This window comes from Halalkalibacter oceani (genome assembly GCF_023715605.1).
GTDB classification, from domain to species: Bacteria; Bacillota; Bacilli; order Bacillales; family Bacillaceae_D; genus Halalkalibacter; species Halalkalibacter oceani.
Map to the genome: position 1 here is coordinate 183771 of NZ_JAMBOL010000001.1, position 17640 is coordinate 201410.

Annotated in this window: 23 protein-coding genes; 16 read left to right on the forward strand and 7 right to left on the reverse strand. The window is 46.2% G+C overall.

From position 1 onward, the window contains the following. Positions 1–42 precede the first annotated feature (42 nt). The 5 genes from M3202_RS00895 to M3202_RS00915 all read left to right on the forward strand — a co-directional run bounded on the left by M3202_RS00895 (position 43) and on the right by M3202_RS00915 (position 4436). Positions 43–414, forward strand: coding sequence for a hypothetical protein (locus M3202_RS00895; protein WP_251195319.1), 372 nt, complete (start codon positions 43–45; stop codon positions 412–414). A gap of 447 nt (positions 415–861) precedes the next feature. Then, a complete protein-coding gene (locus M3202_RS00900; RefSeq protein ID WP_251195320.1) occupies positions 862–1545 on the forward strand; it encodes a response regulator transcription factor in 684 nt (227 codons plus the stop codon). After that, on the forward strand, positions 1542–2930 hold the full coding sequence (locus M3202_RS00905; RefSeq protein WP_251195321.1) for a sensor histidine kinase: 1389 nt from the start codon (positions 1542–1544) through the stop codon (positions 2928–2930). Before M3202_RS00900 ends, M3202_RS00905 begins: the two co-directional genes overlap by 4 nt. A gap of 173 nt (positions 2931–3103) precedes the next feature. Continuing rightward, positions 3104–4063 (forward strand): 3'-5' exoribonuclease YhaM, encoded by a 960-nt coding sequence (gene yhaM, locus M3202_RS00910; RefSeq protein WP_251195372.1) that lies wholly within the window; start codon positions 3104–3106, stop codon positions 4061–4063. A gap of 67 nt (positions 4064–4130) precedes the next feature. Then, positions 4131–4436 carry a sporulation YhaL family protein gene (locus M3202_RS00915; RefSeq protein WP_251195322.1) on the forward strand — a complete coding sequence of 102 codons (306 nt, stop codon included), beginning with the start codon at positions 4131–4133 and terminating at the stop codon, positions 4434–4436. A 275-nt stretch (positions 4437–4711) separates the two neighbouring features. On the opposite strand, the gene M3202_RS00920 is transcribed toward M3202_RS00915, so the two are convergent. Continuing rightward, positions 4712–5623: a peptidylprolyl isomerase gene (locus M3202_RS00920; protein ID WP_251195323.1), complete on the reverse strand. Its 912-nt coding sequence runs from the start codon at positions 5621–5623 to the stop codon at positions 4712–4714. Between the two features lie 189 nt (positions 5624–5812). On the opposite strand from M3202_RS00920, the gene M3202_RS00925 reads away from it, so the two are divergent. Together M3202_RS00925 and M3202_RS00930 are read left to right on the forward strand one after the other, a co-directional pair. After that, positions 5813–5896, forward strand: coding sequence for a YjcZ family sporulation protein (locus M3202_RS00925; protein ID WP_251195373.1), 84 nt, complete (start codon positions 5813–5815; stop codon positions 5894–5896). A gap of 67 nt (positions 5897–5963) precedes the next feature. Continuing rightward, positions 5964–6050, forward strand: coding sequence for a YjcZ family sporulation protein (locus tag M3202_RS00930; protein ID WP_251195374.1), 87 nt, complete (start codon positions 5964–5966; stop codon positions 6048–6050). Positions 6051–6153: 103 nt separating this feature from the next. Here the strand turns inward: M3202_RS00930 and M3202_RS00935 are convergent, their stop codons facing one another. Further along, entirely contained in the window at positions 6154–6333 is a 180-nt protein-coding gene (locus M3202_RS00935; protein WP_251221498.1) for a hypothetical protein, read from the reverse strand. Between the two features lie 151 nt (positions 6334–6484). On the opposite strand from M3202_RS00935, the gene M3202_RS00940 reads away from it, so the two are divergent. After that, positions 6485–7084, forward strand: a complete 600-nt coding sequence (locus M3202_RS00940) for a YpmS family protein (protein WP_251221499.1) — start codon at positions 6485–6487, stop codon at positions 7082–7084. A gap of 52 nt (positions 7085–7136) precedes the next feature. Here the strand turns inward: M3202_RS00940 and M3202_RS00945 are convergent, their stop codons facing one another. Both M3202_RS00945 and M3202_RS00950 read right to left on the reverse strand, forming a co-directional pair. Continuing rightward, complete coding sequence (locus M3202_RS00945; protein WP_251221500.1) at positions 7137–7679, reverse strand: DUF3267 domain-containing protein; 543 nt, start codon at positions 7677–7679, stop codon at positions 7137–7139. A 173-nt stretch (positions 7680–7852) separates the two neighbouring features. Further along, positions 7853–8410 carry an HTH-type transcriptional regulator Hpr gene (locus M3202_RS00950; protein WP_251221501.1) on the reverse strand — a complete coding sequence of 186 codons (558 nt, stop codon included), beginning with the start codon at positions 8408–8410 and terminating at the stop codon, positions 7853–7855. 329 nt (positions 8411–8739) lie between these two features. On the opposite strand from M3202_RS00950, the gene M3202_RS00955 reads away from it, so the two are divergent. Continuing rightward, positions 8740–8928 carry a hypothetical protein gene (locus M3202_RS00955; RefSeq protein WP_251221502.1) on the forward strand — a complete coding sequence of 63 codons (189 nt, stop codon included), beginning with the start codon at positions 8740–8742 and terminating at the stop codon, positions 8926–8928. Between the two features lie 58 nt (positions 8929–8986). Here the strand turns inward: M3202_RS00955 and serC are convergent, their stop codons facing one another. Beyond that, positions 8987–10063 carry a 3-phosphoserine/phosphohydroxythreonine transaminase gene (gene serC / locus M3202_RS00960; protein WP_251221503.1) on the reverse strand — a complete coding sequence of 359 codons (1077 nt, stop codon included), beginning with the start codon at positions 10061–10063 and terminating at the stop codon, positions 8987–8989. 266 nt (positions 10064–10329) lie between these two features. Continuing rightward, positions 10330–10755, reverse strand: coding sequence for an HIT family protein (locus M3202_RS00965; protein WP_251221504.1), 426 nt, complete (start codon positions 10753–10755; stop codon positions 10330–10332). Positions 10756–10954: 199 nt separating this feature from the next. Between M3202_RS00965 and M3202_RS00970 the strand changes: the two genes are divergently transcribed. The 4 genes from M3202_RS00970 to M3202_RS00985 all read left to right on the forward strand — a co-directional run bounded on the left by M3202_RS00970 (position 10955) and on the right by M3202_RS00985 (position 14475). Next, entirely contained in the window at positions 10955–11440 is a 486-nt protein-coding gene (locus tag M3202_RS00970; RefSeq protein WP_251221505.1) for a PCYCGC domain-containing protein, read from the forward strand. A gap of 304 nt (positions 11441–11744) precedes the next feature. After that, positions 11745–12488 carry an ABC transporter ATP-binding protein gene (locus M3202_RS00975; protein ID WP_251221506.1) on the forward strand — a complete coding sequence of 248 codons (744 nt, stop codon included), beginning with the start codon at positions 11745–11747 and terminating at the stop codon, positions 12486–12488. Then, complete coding sequence (locus M3202_RS00980; RefSeq protein ID WP_251221507.1) at positions 12485–13693, forward strand: ABC transporter permease; 1209 nt, start codon at positions 12485–12487, stop codon at positions 13691–13693. The genes M3202_RS00975 and M3202_RS00980 overlap by 4 nt, the downstream gene beginning before the upstream one ends. A gap of 41 nt (positions 13694–13734) precedes the next feature. Further along, positions 13735–14475, forward strand: coding sequence for an EcsC family protein (locus tag M3202_RS00985; protein ID WP_251221508.1), 741 nt, complete (start codon positions 13735–13737; stop codon positions 14473–14475). A gap of 97 nt (positions 14476–14572) precedes the next feature. On the opposite strand, the gene M3202_RS00990 is transcribed toward M3202_RS00985, so the two are convergent. Further along, positions 14573–15289, reverse strand: coding sequence for a cytochrome c biogenesis CcdA family protein (locus tag M3202_RS00990; protein ID WP_251221509.1), 717 nt, complete (start codon positions 15287–15289; stop codon positions 14573–14575). A 270-nt stretch (positions 15290–15559) separates the two neighbouring features. Here M3202_RS00990 and M3202_RS00995 point away from each other — a divergent pair, with 270 nt between their 5' ends. The 3 genes from M3202_RS00995 to M3202_RS01005 all read left to right on the forward strand — a co-directional run bounded on the left by M3202_RS00995 (position 15560) and on the right by M3202_RS01005 (position 17623). Further along, on the forward strand, positions 15560–15958 hold the full coding sequence (locus tag M3202_RS00995; RefSeq protein ID WP_251221510.1) for a LiaF transmembrane domain-containing protein: 399 nt from the start codon (positions 15560–15562) through the stop codon (positions 15956–15958). Positions 15959–15981: 23 nt separating this feature from the next. Further along, on the forward strand, positions 15982–16626 hold the full coding sequence (locus tag M3202_RS01000; RefSeq protein WP_251221511.1) for a PspA/IM30 family protein: 645 nt from the start codon (positions 15982–15984) through the stop codon (positions 16624–16626). Positions 16627–16762: 136 nt separating this feature from the next. Further along, on the forward strand, positions 16763–17623 hold the full coding sequence (locus M3202_RS01005) for a DUF4097 family beta strand repeat-containing protein (protein ID WP_251221512.1): 861 nt from the start codon (positions 16763–16765) through the stop codon (positions 17621–17623). Positions 17624–17640: the final 17 nt, after the last annotated feature.

Consider the following 17640-nt stretch of genomic DNA (forward strand, 5'->3'; position numbering starts at 1 on the left):
GCCTTTGCTGAATAAGGTAGAGTGAAGAGGAGGGAAGAGCAAATGACGAGTCAGCTTGAACAAATCAAAATGCAATGCCAGCAATGTATCAACCAGGCGGTCCATGTTGAGGTCAATGGTCAGCATGGCTATAACGGAGTCGTTGAACACGTTGATGATGAATATGTTTATTTAATGGTCCCTGTTGATGAAAACGGACAATACCTTGACCTGGCAACGATGAATATGAATGCGATGCACCCAAATGGAGCAAACCAGGCTGTTCAGCCGATGATGAGACAGCAGATGGGAGCGCGTTATCCGTACAATCCATACTTTTCTCCGTATCCGTTTTACCCATACCCGCCGCGCCCTTTTGGCTGGAATCGCCTCGTCCTCCCATTAGCGGCCCTAACGGCTCTGGCGATTCTTTAACAGAATGACAGAGGTTGGGACAAAGGTTGTTTTTTTTACCTTTTTCCCAGGCTCTAAGCAATGAGCGGAACCGCTACGATCTTTTAAAGCCCGTTGTGAGTGGGTTTCTCACAACGGGCTTGTGGCGTGTGAAGCCATTGCCAGTAGGTCCAAAGCTAGTTTTGTCTCAAGCTCTTTTTTCGGAGAAAAGGAAAGTCGTCTTTTAAGGATTTGTTCAAAAGAGTGGCGGCGTTCCCCACTGCGCACAGCAGGAAGAAAAGAAGCCCGTATTCCTTTTGGCTTCCCCGGGAAATAATAGCTATAACGAATGCAGGAGAAAAGAAAAAATGCAGTGATATTATGAAAAAAGTTGTATTTCTGCATAACTTTTTCTAGGAAATGGTGTGAAGCTCGTTTCAAGCGGGAAAATACGGTACAATATGAGGTATAGAGAAGGAGGAATGAGCGATGAAGCAATATCTCGTTTATTTGGTGGAAGATGAGGAAAATTTGTCTGAAGTATTAAAAGCTTATTTAGAAAAAGAAGGCTGGGAGGTTCGTGTCTTTAATGATGGAGATGCGGCCCGGGACGCGATTACGGACAAGCCTCATCTCTGGATCCTTGATATCATGCTTCCTGGGACAGATGGCTATCAGCTATTAAAAGGGATTAAAGAAGAAACTGATACACCGGTAATCTTTATTTCCGCGCGGGATCAGGATTTGGATCGCGTGCTCGGACTGGAAATGGGCAGTGATGACTATTTAGCTAAGCCATTCCTACCGCAGGAGCTGATTATTAGAACGAAAAAACTGCTAAACCGTGTTTACGGGGCATCCACTCAAGATCAGAAAAAAATTGAGTTGAATCAATATACGATTGATCCAGTTGGACGGACGGTTATTGATGAAGAAGCAGACGGGGAAAAGCTTGTTGATTTAACGACAAAGGAAATGGACTTAATTTTATTGCTTACGGGAGAAATCGGCAAGGCTTTTTCACGCGAAAGTATTATCGAGCATGTGTGGGGAGAAAACTATTTCGGCTCAGAGCGGGCCGTTGATGATGTCGTCCGCCGCGTCAGGAAGAAAATGCCACGCATTCATTTAGAAACGCTCTATGGCTACGGCTACAGGGTTCTATCTTCATGATTAAAGTGAATTTAACGCAGCGGATCTGGCTTGCGTTTATTTCATTAATTGTCCTCGTCGGTCTTTCTATTATTATTATTTATCCGATTTCAATTAAAGGTACATTAACAGAGGAAACGTATCGCATCATTGAGAACGAGCAGCTTCGCTATGCGTATCCATTGCTTGATCTGATCAGCCCGAGGCGGGATGAGCCGGGCTTTGTTGAGCGGCGTGAAGCTGGCTCGGTCGGACATTTCTTTATTTATGATACGCTTGGCCGGTCTCCGGAGGGACAGCCGCCGCCGACAGAGGTTTTACAGGAAATGGCACAAAACGCATACAACCAGGAGGCGAGCCGCGGTCGCTATGAAATCCAATACGGTGGAGCGACGGTTTTCTATGTAATTGCCAAGGCGCAAATTTCCGGGAATCCGGCTTATCATATTACGTATATGTGGGACACGTACCGCGATGAAATGGTCAACCGTCTCTGGGAACGTCTCGTCTATATTCTGTTAATTACAAGCGGTCTCAGCCTGCTGCCGGCAATTTGGCTGAAGCACTATTTGCGCCAGCCGCTGATCGTGCTTGGAAACCATTTGGATCAAATTGCGAACCGGGATTGGAAGGAACCGTTGAAATGGAAGGGCGATGAAGATTTCCAACGGCTGTCCGACCAATTTGAGAAGATGCGACAAAACTTAAATTTGTACGATCACGCGCAAAAGACTTTTATTCAGCATGCTTCTCATGAATTAAAAACCCCGATTATGGTCATTAAAAGCTACGCTCATTCGGTAAAAGATGGCATTATGCCGAAGGAAAATATGGAAAAAACGATGGACGTCATAGTTGAAGAAGCGAACCGGATGGAGCGCCGCGTGATTGATATGCTTTATTATACGAAGCTTGACTCACTCAAGGAAGAAACGCCGAAGCATGAGGATCTTGTCTTTGGCGACCTTGCCTTTCAAATTGAAGAACGCTTCCGCGTCCAGCGAGAGGATGTGAAGATTCTCGTTGAAGGAGCGGATACGCGCTTCAAAGGGGACCGTGAACAACTGGAGGTTTTGCTTGAGAACCTCGTTGAAAATGCGTTACGCTATGCGCAAGATACGATCTGGATTAAAGCCGAAGCAGATGAACAGCGGACGAAAATTATCGTTGAGAATAACGGGGAGCATATCCCGGCCAGCGACTTGCCACAGCTTTTTAATCCATTTTATAAGGGGAACAAAGGGAAGTTTGGTCTTGGGCTGGCGATTGTAAAACGGATTTCAGAGCTGCACAATGGCTATCCGAAAGTCGAAAACAGCGATGTTGGCGTCAGATTTGTCGTGACGATTCCGAAGCAGGAAACTGAGCAGGGCAAGGCGGCGCGCCGGCATAAAAGGAAGGCTTAGACGCGGCGCTTGTTACTTGAAGATCCGGGACGGGGAGAGCGAGCCTGTCAACTGAATGAGCCTTCTCAAAATCAGGGGATGTGTCAAAAGGAAAAACAACCTTTTGGCACATCCCTCTATGCTATACTTATAGAAAAGAGACGATTAGCGATGAAGGAGAGGTTGATGAATTAATGGGAAAAGGGATTCGTTTTCAACAGGTCGGCGACCGCGTTGAAACCTATTATTTAATTAAATCGGCGACAAAAGGGATTGCGAGCAACAATAAACCTTTTTTAACGCTCATTCTTTGTGATCATACAGGGGAAATTGAAGCGAAGCTGTGGGGCGCTTCCCCTGAAGATGAAGCGACGTTTAAAAGCAGGGTCATCGTACATATCCAAGGGGAAGTAACGGAATATAGAGGCCGGCTGCAAATGAAAATTAGCAGTATCCGGCCAACGAGCGCGATCGACCAGGTGAAGGTTGCTGATTTTGTTCGCTCCGCTCCGATGGCTCCTGCTGAAATGCTGGAGCAAATCACGCAATATATTTTTGAAATGAAGAATGCTAATATTCAACGGATTACCCGCCATCTTCTGAAAAAGCATCAGGAGGCTTTCCTCGAATCACCGGCAGCGACGAAAAACCACCATGAATTTGCCTCGGGCCTTGCTTATCACGTTGTCTGCATGTTAAATGTCGCCAAAAGCCTTGCTGCGCTTTATCCGAGCCTTGATACCGACTTGCTCTATGCCGGGGTTATTCTCCATGATTTAGGAAAAGTACGCGAGCTTTCCGGGGCGATTGATACGACGTATACATTAGAGGGAAAGCTGCTTGGTCATATTTCGATTATCGTCAATGAAATTGCCGAAGCCGCAAAGGAGCTTGGAATTGAAGGGGAAGAAGTGTTAATGCTGCAGCATATCGCTCTGAGCCATCACGGCAAAGGAGAATGGGGCAGTCCAAAGGCGCCTGTGCTGCGTGAAGCGGAAGTTCTCCATATGATTGATAACATTGATGCGAAAATGAATATGATGGATCGCGCGCTTGAGCGGGTTCAGCCGGGAGAATTTTCCGAGCGGATCATGCCAATGGAAAACAGAACCTTCTATAAACCGAGCTTTCATGAAGCGCCGCTTGATCTTTAATTCTAGTTCTAAACCTCCGGGCTTGTACATAGATATACAGTAGTACAAGCTGCATGGAGGGAAGGAAATGGAAACAAAACAAAAAAACACACGACGGGCATTATGGTTGTTAGCTGTTTTAGTACTCGCATTTCTCTTGACTCAAACAAGACTTGGTATGATCCTTTTTTCAAGTCCCTGGTGGGTTTATCTTGTCATCATCGGAATTATCGTCAGTGGCTATTTCTCGCTGAAATATACGTTGGAGGACAAACGGTACGAGCAGGAATGGATTGAAAGTGAAGGCAAGGTCTACCTTGAGCGGATGGCGGCCGAAAAGGATCGGAGAAATCATATGAAAGAAGCTGTCTCCAAGGCGAAAAACACGCTCTAAAGACGGATGAAAAAAACGAGAGCGGGTCAAAAGTATTTCACCTACATGACTATCCGAACAAAGGAAAAGAGGGGAAGCCGCCGCTCCTGAAAGCGTGCCCCCCATCCCGGTAGCGAGGCCGAAGAGCCGGACCCCTGACTACGAAACAAAAAGAGCTTGAGACAAAATTAGCTTTGAACCTATTGGCAATGGCTTTAAAAGATCGTAGGGGTTCCACTCATTGCTAAGGGGCCGGGAAAAAGGTGAAAAAACAACCTTTTTCCCGGCCCCTTTTTTTATTCAGCCGCTGATTCGCTTGCGTCAGAAGTGAATAAATCAGAAAACTGCTGATCGCGGATATCGATGTCAGATTGCTCAAGCAGTTCATTCATCACTTCTTCCGTTGATTTGGACTGCTCCTGGATCAAAATTTGTTCAATGTCGGCAGCGAAATCTTCATAGCTTGCCTTTTGCCCCGTTACTTTAATAATATGGAAGCCGTAATCGGACTCAACCGGCTCACTGATTTCCCCGACTTCAAGTGAAAAGGCCGCTTCTTCGAAAGGCGCAACCATCCGTCCTTTGCCGAAATAGCCAAGTTCTCCACCGTTTGCCGCCGATCCATCAATCGAATACTCCTCGGCAAGTGCCGCAAAGTCTTCGCCAGCCTCTAGCTTGTCCAATACTTCCTGTGCGGTTGCTTCATCTTCCACTAAAATGTGGCTTGCTTCAACCTGCTCTGAAAACTGCTCGCTGTTTTCCTCATAATAAGCCTGCTTAGCTTCTTCCGTCACTTCCACATCGGCTGAAGCCAGCTGCTGTAAAATGAGAGGAGGGATAATGTATTCCTCAGTAAAAGTATCCAAAGAGTCTGCTTCGATGTTAAATTGTGAACGCAGGACATTGAGCAATTCTTCATCATCCTGAACGCCCAAATTGGTCCGGAACTTATCAAGCTCTGCCTGGATTTCTTCATCTGTCAACTCAATATTTTCTCCTGCTTTCAGCAGGATATCGCGCCGAATCATTTCTTCCAGTGTAGCCTCACCGTAGCGCTGCTTTAATGTATTGACAAATTCACTTTCGGTAATTTCTGTTCCATTCACTACAGCTACTGCTGTCTGGTCATCCGCTGCTTCATTATCATTACAGGCAGCTAACAAGGTTATGCAACAGAGGCCGACAGCGGCCAATAAATGCTTTTTCATTCGATTCACTCCTCAACTTCTGACGAAACGTAAAAGTCTGTCTCTTCATAAAGATAACTATACCATAGTTCCTTAGTAGAGATAAAGAGGCCAAATAAGTTCCTGTAAAACGTAATTGGGAAAAAGGCCCAGTACTTATCCTCATGACGTGCATAGAATATTCTAACCAAGTAAGGAGGAGGTGTTACTATGTCTAACGCATACCAAGGTGGATTTGCGTTGATCGTCGTATTGTTCATCTTATTAGTCATTGTAGGTGCTGCTTGGCTATAAATGAGCAAGGATCCAACGCCTTTGCGGGATAGAGCAGCTCCACACTAAATCAAGGAGGGAAAGCAATATGAGTCACGGCTACAATAACAGCTTTGCGCTATTGGTCGTCCTGTTTATCTTGTTAGTGATTATTGGGGCCTCCTGGTGGTTCTAATAGCAAAAGAAGTGTCTCAAAAGGCTGAAAAGCCTTTTGAGACACTTCCGACAGCTAAGGACAAGCTGCTTTTCTCTTCTTTTGGGACCTGCTCACATCCTGCCTATGTAAATAAAATTTTAACATATGTAGAAGTAAGTAAAATCGTTATAAGGATATTGATTGTGCGGAAAAGCTTCGGCTGCTTTTCAATCGGGATCTCGCGCTTGATGCACAGAGCATCTGTCATCGAGTTAATCATGAACAGGATGAAAAGCGCAAATAAAATAATAAAGAAGACCATGTCTCTGCCTCCTGACGGACAATGATAGTTAAACTTTATCAAAAGTTGACTGAAAAAGATAGGAAAATAGCTTAATTTATCTGGAGTGTTTATAATTTTGTCATAAGAGGAAAAGAGGGCGATGGAAGACTTCGTTCCGTAGGAGGGAACTATGAAAAAAATGGACAAGGTTAACTGGAAGATCGCGTTTTTCACTTTGCTTGGCCTGCTTATTTGCCTTGGTCTTGCCTGCATGATCATGATCGTGCGATTCTTTCCTGATGCAGAGGAAGATTATTTTGTTCCAAAAGAGCGTGGAGCAGAAGAGGCCAGCTTTGTGATCCAAACGGATCGGAGCCGGTTAAATACATACTTGGAAAAGTATTTACAGGAGCAGGAGAGCGAGATGTCTTATTTGATTGAACTGACGGATGAAGTTGTGCAATTTCGGTCATCTTTGCCGATCATGGGCCAGAACGTGCCGATTGAAATGAACTTTTTTCCGGCAGTTGCGGAAAATGGAGACTTGCTGCTGGAAGTGAGAAGTGTCGCGGTAGGGCTGTTGCAACTTCCCGTGGAACGGGTGCTTCAACTGGTTGATGCCTGGGTGGAGCGCCCCGATTGGGTGAATATTTATCCGGGGGAGAGGCTGGTCGAGGTTGGCATTACCGAACTCGAAGTTGGCGAAAATGAAGTGTTTTCGTTCCGGATGGTTACCTTTGATTTGCCGAATGACCGGATTGAGCTTGAAATGATCGCGAATGAAAAATAGCGATAAGAAAAGGGTGTCACAAAACGGAATCGTTTGGTCTGACACCCTCGGGCTATGCAGCCTGTTTTACTAAAATATGAAACCCGTCTGCGCGGTTTTCAACATAGCTGTTCTTTGGAGCTTTCATGAGATACGATACGTAAATGACGTCGAAAAATGCGAGTCCGAAATGGATCGAGCTCATGATCGAAATATAGGCAATATAAGTGGGAAAAGCAATGGCCGCGACAGCACCGACTGCTGTTAACACGATCAGTGGCATCAACAGTGAAATTAAAAATAAATCGCGAGACAGCGGCTTTGCCATTTTAACCGCGAGCGTCGGGATCAGGGAAAGACGTTCTACTTTAAGCAGCACTCTTTTCCCGCAGAGCCAGATCGGAATCATATGCAAAACTTTATGGGTCAGGACGAGTACTGGAATACTGAGAATAAATAAGAAAAGACTTATATTGGTTAATTGTGATGGTTCGACAAAGGAACTCACAGCTAAATAGTACAACAGGAAAGAAAAAAGCATCGTACATGCTGAATAGAACACGAGGCGCAGTGCTCCGTAATCTTGTGTAATGCGAATCGTTTTCCAGCAATTCATAGTGGGTGCCACCTCCTCAATCTAATTGCTTAATTTACGCCTGTTTTGCCAAAAAATCAAGAGGCTGATGAAAAATAAAAGGATTTCGACAATAAAAAACGCTTTCATGGAAAAGGAGCTGCTTCAAAAGAGGGGTAGTTTCCCTTTTGAAGCAGCTCCAAAGCAGGCAGCTTTTATTTCTTTTTCACTAACTTGCCTTCCTGTTCGGTAAATTCTTCATCGAATTTGTGCAAGGTCTCTTCGAACATTTCAACGAAATCAGGCCCGTAAATATGGCGGACGATACTGATTAATTCTGAGAATTCAGGGAATTTACCGTAAAGATTCCGAATTGGCAAAGCTCCTTCGTATACGCCATAGGTCGTCGGCTCGTACGCTTCAAGCGTTTGCAAAAATAACTCCTGACCTTCCTTCGTCAAGCAGACGTAGGTATTTCGCTTATCGTTTTCTTTTTTAGAAAAAACGAGCAAGCCTCTTTCTTCCAGCTTTTTCGAGAAGTTGAAGGCAGTCGAGACATGCATCACACCAAATTTCGCAATATCTGAGATAGAGGCTCCATCCAGATGATAGGCTATCCATAAGATATGATGCTCATTAATATTAAGGTCAAATGGTTTAATCCACGTTTGCCAGTCCTTCTCTACTGATTTCCACAATGCTTTACTTAGCTGCGCTACCTTATGGCTAAACATAACAGATTGTTTTAAGGAGCAAGGTATTTGGTGATCCATCTTTCTCCCCCCATCGTAAAGTTGATTATCCCTTTCAATCTGTCCAAGTCAAAAAAACTATTTAAGAATAGTTTGTTGCTGTTATTATACAAGAAATGGGCGGTGAATGACTTAGCGTGAAGCAATGAAAAGCCGTGATTTGAAACGGTGCTTAACGCTCTTTAAAAGGGAAAACCGGAGATGTCTTTAAAGGAAAAGCTTCCCTTTAGACATCTTCCGGAAATGCTCACATTCATTCGTGCTTTTTCTTCTTGTTTATCACGTAAGAGCGAAAAACGAGTCATCTTTCCTTGCTTTCTTCATATATCTAATAGGCAAGGAGGGGTTTTATGGAAGCATTTATTTTATTACTGATTTCCGTTTGTTTACTTTCCATATACGGTTTTATATATGTGGCTTACCGGCTGCTTCGGAAAGTGAAGCAGGAGGAAAAGTCACAATTTAAAAAGACGTTTGTCATCCTGTTGTTCCTCGCCGTATTGAGCGGCTCAAGCGCCACTTGGCTCGTTCTTCCATAAGAACGATAAGGCGAAAGAACCGGCTTCTTATTATTGTGCAATACCGGATGTCCCCATTTTAACGACGATAATTCTTCATATAGTCACTCAGCGCGACACAGGCTTCCAGCGGAACAGCGTTATAAGTGGAGGCGCGGCAGCCTCCGACGGAACGATGTCCGTTTAGACCGACAAAGCCGAGTTCCTTCGCCTTGGCAAGGAAGCGTTTATTCTCTTCCTCACTAGGCAGGTTGAACGTTATGTTCATGAGAGAGCGTGATTCTTTTTCGGCATGCCCGCGATAGAATCCGTCGCTTTCGTCGATTGCGTCATAGATCAGCTTCGCTTTTTCTTCATTTTTTCTTTCAATCGCGTCAATTCCGCCCTGGTCTTTGACCCATTGCAGCACTTGATTTAGCATATAAATCGAGAATGTCGGCGGGGTATGATAAAGGGAATTCGTCTCACTATGCGTCCGGTAGCGTAGCAGTGTCGGCACATGATCAACTTCTTCCTCAAGAAGATCCTCACGAATAATAACGATCGTCACTCCGGCAGGACCGAGGTTTTTCTGAGCGCCGGCATAGATCATACCGAACTTTTCAATTTCAATTTTCCGTGAAAGAATATCACTCGACATGTCAGCAATTAACGGGGCATGCGTGACGGTCGGAAATTCCTTCCATTGCGTTCCAAAAATCGTATTATTGGAAGTAAGGTGAACATAAGCGTCATTCTCGTTGTAGGTGATAGCATCGAGCGCCGGAATGGAGCGGTACTGCGTCTCCTTCGTAGAAGCACCGACAGCCGTTTCCCCGAGCAGCTTTCCTTCTTTTAGCGCTTTCTCGGACCACGAGCCTGTTAACAAATAGTTTCCGATCTTCCCGGGCTTTAAAAATTGCAGCGGGACCATCGCGAATTGGAGGCTGGCGCCGCCCTGTAGGAAGAGCACCTTATATGAATCGGGAATAGCAAGCAGTTCCTTGAGTAAGGCGATTGCTTCTTCATGAACAGCTTCAAAATCTTTGCTGCGGTGACTTAATTCCATCACGGACATGCCAGTACCATTGAAATTTGTTAATTCAGCCTGCGCTTTCTCTAAGACGCTTTTTGGCAAAGCTGAGGGGCCAGCATTAAAGTTAAAAACATCTTGCATCTTCTCCACTCCTTTAACTCTTCACCACATTAATAGGTGTTAGATATGATTATCGTACCATAGTTTCACCAAAAAATGCTTAGTTTTTTATGTATTTTCAGAATGTTCAAGAGTTAAAAAAAGGGTATGCTTTCAAAAGGTGGATAGCTCCCCTTTTTTTAGTCTGAACACCGGGTGAAACGGCTGTTTCATGCTGCGTCATGTTCGCTCAACTGATGCTACTGATCGAGCGAGACATCATTATATAATGAAAATAATCTTGGTGCTTATAAATAACTGGAAATCGCTTTCGCCAGCTCCTGCAGCTTTTCACCGTTGTACTGTGAGCTGTGGTCTTTCCAGACGGCGCCAAAGCCGTCACCCTGCCCGTAACGCGGAATTAAATGGACATGGTAATGAAAGACAGTTTGACCGGCATCTTCGCCATTATTATTAACCATATTCAGACCCTTTGGCTGAAATGCAGCTTTCAGTCCATTCGCGATTGTAGGAATAACAGAAAACAGCTGACTGGCTTGTTCAGATGGAAGTTCAAACAGATCGCGGTGATGATTTTTTGGAATGACGAGTGTGTGGCCCTCCGTTACCTGGCTAATATCAAGGAAGGCCAGTACATGCTCGTCTTCGTATATTTTTGCAGCTGGAATGTCGCCTTTCACAATTTTGCAGAAAATACAGTTTGCTTCAGACATCTTCCGTCATCCTTTCTAGAACATGTTTTTAACCACTATAACGAAGGTCGACAATTGTGGCAAGTTGAGAAATAAGAATCGTGCTTTTTTTGTAGGAAAAGACAAGGAAGCCCGGCCTTTTTTCACAATTTCGTCGTATTTGAGAAGTTTGGAAGAATGCTATAATGAAAGCATCGACGCATTGTCCGGAGGTGATGAGATGAAGAAAGCCCGATTTGTGCTCGCGGCTGCCACGCTGTTCCTGTTCGGCGGCTGTCAAAGTACAGAAGAGAGCCATAGCATACACACAAATGAACTTGGTGATGTGCGGGAAGCAACGGTTTCGCCCGATAGTATGCCTGAGTTTCTCACTCATTATGCAGAGCCGATTGGAGCTATTTATGCCCGGGTTCCGGACTATCAGAACGTGCTCGAACAGATGCCTTGCTACTGCGGATGCGGGGAATCTGCCGGTCATCGCAGCAGCTATGACTGCTTTATTTATGAGCATCAGGAGGATGGCGGACTCGTCTGGGATGATCACGGGGCGAGGTGCGGCGTTTGCCTGGAAATCGCTCATTTTTCAATGGAATTATATGATGGCGGAGCGTCTCTTAGCGAAATTCGGCAATTTGTCGATGAGCGTTACGAGGAAGGCTTTGCCAAGCCGACTCCTACGCCACAGCCTGAAGCGGCTGCCTCTTAATTGTGAATTCATGTAGAAGCTGATAAAAAAAACTCGATCAAAAGATACAGCGGGTCCGTTTTGCATAAAATAAGCAGAGATTCACTTTTTGGTCGTGCAAACTCGCTCGCTGTGTTAAGCCTCGGACAAAAGGAGAAAACGAGCCTTTTATCCGGGGCTCTCTTCTTTTCTTGGACAACTGAGCCTGAAACAGGCTGTGACTAAAGCCATGGCTTCGTTCTGTAACCAGGCCGGGTTTTCGCTACGATAGTGGTCGCGGATGACAGTAATTTGATAAGATAAGCTTTGAAGGAGAGTGGTAATGGTGGCAAACGGAATAAACATAGAAGGGTTAACGGGGGGGTATCACCAGCGGAAGCCCGTTCTCCACGACGTGACGTTTGACGTCAATCATAAAGAAATCGTCGGGTTAATCGGCTTAAATGGTGCCGGAAAAAGTACAACGATTAAGCATATTCTTGGACTGCTTCAGCCGCAAAAGGGTGAGGTGAAAGTCGAGGACATCCGCTTTGAGGATGATGTCAATCAGTATCGCCGTTCCTACGCTTATATACCGGAGACCCCGATTTTATACGACGAACTCACGCTCTGGGAGCATCTTGAACTGACTGCGCTCGCTTATGGGCTCGATCAATCATTGTTTGCTGAGCGGGCCGAACGTCTGCTTGCTGAATTTAAAATGGAAAAAATGAAGCATTGGTATCCGAGTCATTTTTCTAAAGGAATGCGGCAAAAGGTGATGATTATGAGCGCCTTTTTAATCGAGCCACCTGTTTATATCGTGGATGAGCCGATTGTCGGCCTGGATCCGCTCGGTATTCAATCGTTTCTTAATCTGCTCGTCGACATGCGGGAGCGCGGCGCCGCTGTCCTCATGTCGACTCATATTCTCGCGACGGCTGAGCGCTATTGTGACCGCTTCGTCATTTTGCATCATGGCCGGGTTGTCATGTCCGGAACGCTGGCGGAGATGAGGGCGCAGCTTGGGCTGCCACAGGCGACGCTTGATGATATTTATATTGAAATGACGAAGGAAGAAGCGCTATGAAGGATGGACTGACGATTTGGCGCGAACGTCTGCAAGCTTATTGGAACGAGGCGATTCGTTATTTGCGGCTGATCGGCAACAGCGGATTTCTTTTTACCGTTTACGTCTTGATTATTATTGGCAGTTATTATTACAGCGTCTTCATTGACTGGCTTCCGGCTTCTTTCCCGGTTATTTGGGTCTTTGTCGCCGTCTTTGCCCACTTCCTGACGAGGGGACAGATCCGTACCTTTGTCAAACCGGCCGATGTTGTTTTTCTCCTCCCTTATGAATCGCAGCTGGGGAGCTATTTTAAAGCGTCAAAGTGGTACTCATTTGCTTTGCAAAGCGGAGTAATCCTGCTCGTGCTGATTGTTTTCGCTCCGTTGTATCAGGCGAGACTGGATGAAGCCGGAAGTGTAGTTTTGATTTTTGGCTGGCTGCTTGCCGCCAAAGGCTGGAATGTCCTGGCAAGCTGGGAGGAGCAGCGTTTCCAAAGCGAGGCAGACAGAAGAAGCCACTTTTTGCTGCGGGGACTGATTAATCTCGTCTTTACATACTTACTGTTTGCCGGAGCGAATCGACTGTTTCTTCTAGCTATCCTGGTGCTAATGCTCGTGCTTTATTTGTTCTACTATCGCAAGCTGGCCGGACGGCTGTCGTTAAAATGGCCGCATTTAATTGAAGTCGAGGAAAGAATGCTGCTTTTCTTTTACCGGATTGCCAATGCTTTTACCGATGTCCCGCAGCTGCGCAATAAAGTGAAAGAAAGACGGGCTTTCAATTGGCTGATTGGCATATTGATGGATAGTAAGGCGTCGGTGTACCATTATTTATTCGTCCGCTCTTTTTTACGGGCGAATGATTATGCTGGAATCTATCTCCGTCTTTTGCTTATAGGCGCAGGGGCTCTCATCGTTCTGCCAACCGGCTGGATTCAGATTCTCGTCCTTGTCCTGTTTATGCATCTGATTACGAAACAGCTCTCAACCCTTTGGTATCATTATGATACAACGATGTGGGTCGATTTGTATCCGGTCGAGGACGGACTGAAAGAACAAGCGATTTCCCAGCTCGCTTTTCGCTTGTTAGCATGTATGACAGCATGCCTGACCGGACTTTTGCTGATCATTTCCACCGGGCCGCTTGCGCTGGCAGCCTTGGGCGTCGGCGCGCTTTACACGTATCTCGGCAGCCAGATGTTTATTCATCAGCGTAAAAAATAAACTGCTGCTCAGGAAAGTGAAAATGGAAGGAGCTGACTGCGATGTATGAAGATCAAGCACGCGAAGAGTACGACCGCTGGAAGCGTAAGCTGTTAAAACGGCCATCGATTGCCGGACGCTACACGAAGAGCCTGCAGGCGAAGATGAATCATCTCATTCCGGAAAAGGTGCATACGATTGTGACGACAAGCATTAAAAATATGGTTCATGCGACCTTGATCGGCTCGGAGTATACAGCTGCCAAGCAGCCGGAAGAGGGGCTAACGTTACGAGAGCGCGAGCAAATGATCGAGGAGCTGACAAAGAAATATCGGAAGACTGCCGCGCTTGAGGGAGCAGGTACCGGAGCAGGAGGACTGCTTCTTGGGGCGGCCGATTTTCCGCTGCTACTAAGCATTAAAATGAAATTTTTATTTGATGCTGCTTCTGCCTACGGCTACGATGTGAAAGACTACCGCGAGCGTTTATTTGTCCTTCTGCTGTTTCAGCTGGCATTCGCCCGGGAGGAGAAGCGGCCGGATCTTTTAAAACGTTTGGAAAACTGGGAGGAGGAGCGCCTTTCGCTTCCACGAAGGAAAGACTATCTCGACGCTGTTGATTGGAAGGAATTTCAGCTCGATTATCGCGATTTTATTGACCTTGTCAAGATGCTGCAGCTGATTCCCGGCTTTGGCGCAGTCGTTGGCGCAGCGGCAAACTATCACTTTCTTGACCTTCTTAGCGAAACGGCGAAAAACGGCTATCGAAGCCGCTGGTTTCACGGTGGAGACGAAGAGGGGTAAGAGTGGTTTCGACAATAATGGAAAAGAATAAGGGGCTGGTCAAAAGGTTGTGTTTTTACCTCTTGATCAGCCCCTTGCTGTGGATTTGTCCCGATAATTAAAAATACCCCGGAACGAAGCGGGCGAGATAAGCGGAAATGACGCTGAACTGGCCGGTGAACAGCAGAATGCCCAGCACGATCATAATCCCTCCGCTCACTTTTTGAATCGTCGGCAACCATTTATTGAGTCTCCGCATCTTATTAAGCGAGCGTGACCAGAGCAAGGCGACGGCAAGAAATGGCACGCCGAGTCCCATCGAATAAATGAAGAGCATCGAGATTCCCGACCACATCGTTTCAGCGTTTCCGGCAAGAAGAAGAATCGACGTCAGAACAAGGCCGATACATGGCGACCAGCCAGTCCCGAAAAGAAAGCCGAGCAGAACGGAATTGGCAAAGCTCGTCGTCTTTCTTGGTTTCGCGTTAAAACGCTTTTCACTCATCAGCATCCGAATGGAAATAATGCCCATCATTTGCAGGCCGAAAACGGCGATGATAATCCCACCGATCTGCTCCAGCAGCTGCCGGTTGCTCCAAAATGCTTGGCCGATAAAAGTCGAGGAAGCCCCGAGCAATAAGAAAATTGACGTAAAACCGATAATAAAGCCGACGCTGCGCGAAAGAATCAGCTTCCGGCTTGCGGCCACCTGATTATCGGCAATCGAAGTTCCGGTCAATTGGGCCAGATAGGCGGGAACTAATGGAAAAATACAGGGCGATAAAAACGAAACAATACCGGCGAAGAAGGCAAGCCATATCGTTACTTCAGCCAAGGTGACACCTCCAAACAAATCTGAAATCATCGGACAATACTACAATCTATTCAAACAAACTGAATATGTATGAATCCAATTTTAAAGCTGGTTCTATTATAACGAAATCTTTGCGCCTGCAAAAGCAAGGAGGCTCAACGTTCACGGAAAGGACATAAGGCTGAGAGAAAGATCAGTCTGGAGACGGAGAGAAAAACCGGCTCCAGAGCGGCGTAAATGATCGCGTTTCCTCCTAAACTGAAGATAGTTCAATTAAAGGAGGGAAACATAATGAAGCATCCAGGCAAACTATTTGGTGGAATTCTGCTCATGCTGATCGGAGCGAGTATTTTGTTTAGCATGATCGGCATCCATATTGGCGGAATTATCGGCCTTGCGATTGGCGCATGGCTCCTTTACTGGGGATATGCGAAGTGGCAGGAGCAGGGGAAATGGTCTTTTTCGAGCGTTCTTCTGCTAATTGTCGGCGCGCTGATCGCCCTTGGAGGAATCGGCGGCGTGATATCGCTCGCCATCGGAGTAGTGCTCGTTTATTTCGGGTACCGGCTTCTGAAGCCGAAGGATCAAGCTGGTGAAGAGTTAGAGGAAGAAGAAGACTTAGCGCCGGTGAAAACAACATATGATGTGATTGACAAGGAATTTGAAAAATTATTAAACGAGCATAAATAAACCAATTTTGGAGGGTGATCAATATGGTAATGGAGAGATTGAACCGGTTTTGTAAAGCATATCTTCACGAAGGATTGGAAAAGCTGGAAGACCCGGTTGTCATGGTGAAGCAATATATGCGCGACATGAAGGCTGATATTGGGAAGCAGCAGGCGACAATTGAAAAGCATCTCCGCCTTGATGAAACGCTAAAAAGAAACTGGCAAACAGCGAAGGAGCTGGTTGAACGCCGCGAGCAGCAGGCGCGTCTGGCGGTGGAAAAGGAAAACGATGAGCTGGCGAAAATGGCGCTTAGAAGCAAGAAGGAAGCCTGGGAGCAGATGAATCGCTTCGCAGCCTTGCGGGAAAAGAATGAGCTGCAAATTGAGGCGCAGAAACAAACGCTCGCCGAGCTTGAGCAGAAGTACAACCAGCTGCGCGACCGCAAGCTTGAGCTTGTGCTGCGCGTGCAAGCTGTAAAAGCGAGCGAACAAATAAAAGATACGAAGCGGAAATACCGCCAGCAGGAAAGCATCATTGAAAATGAATTTGAGAGAATGGAAGATAAAGTGACTGATCTCGAATGGAAAAGCGGCGGCAGATCGGCTGTCGTGAGCGATCTTCCTGCTGTGGATGATGAAGAGCTTCAAGCTGAACTGGAGCAGCTGAAACAGAAGGCAAATCAATGAACAGAGCATTGGGAGCTTGTTCTGCGCTCTGCCTCACGATAAGATAAGTAGGACAGAGCGCGGTCGGACGTTGGAGGCGAAGCATGCTGCCGCTTCGCTTCCAGTCAATCCCCAGGCAAGCTGAAGGGAGAGAGCAATGAAAAAACTAGCTGGGTTCGCCCTGATTATTACGGGTATCGTCATTTTAATCGCTTCGCTGCCGGCTGTATTACCTTCCACCTCAGAGGCAGTAGGAGAACAGGGGCAGTTTGATTTGACGCAGGTTGAGGATTTAATTTTGACAAGCACCGCCGTTGATTGGGAAATCGAGACATATTCAGGCACGGAGCTGCTTGTCCGCCTCGAGAATCAGAATCGAAGCGTGCAGCTTCAGTCTGCCGAACTACAGTCAAGACTTGAGGTTAAAGTAGAAGAGGAGCGTTTTCGTTTCTTATCCTTTTCCTTCATGAAAGAGCCGACGAAAGCAGTTGTCCAAATTCCGGCATCCTATCAGGATAAACTGAACATAAAATCAGTGTCGGGCGATTTGAATATGAATGGGGAACAGGTGCTGACGAGCCTTGACGTTCGCACGGTTTCAGGAGATGTTGTGGTAGGCCCGGTGACTGCGCCTGATGTCAGTGTGGCGACAACGTCCGGTGATATCGAGATTAACGGGTTGGATGGGGCAAGCACAACCTTGAACAGCACGTCCGGCGATATTGAAGTAAGCCGCTTACATGGGGCGATAAATGCCAAAACCGTTTCAGGTGATATTGAAGTCGACTATGTCGCTGAAAATCAAGCCGCTGAACTTAAGACGACCTCCGGTGATGTCGAAGTATGGTTGCCGGACGGTAACGCCGAGATCGAAGCGAAGACGACGTCCGGCGATATTCAGATCAATGCCGAACTGCTTGATTCATCTCTTCAATCAAAAGCGATTTCTGGTAAAATAGGCAAGGGAGAGCATCCGTTTTTTATTTCAACTACATCAGGTGATATTGATCTTCATTAAACCGTAACAGGGAAAGG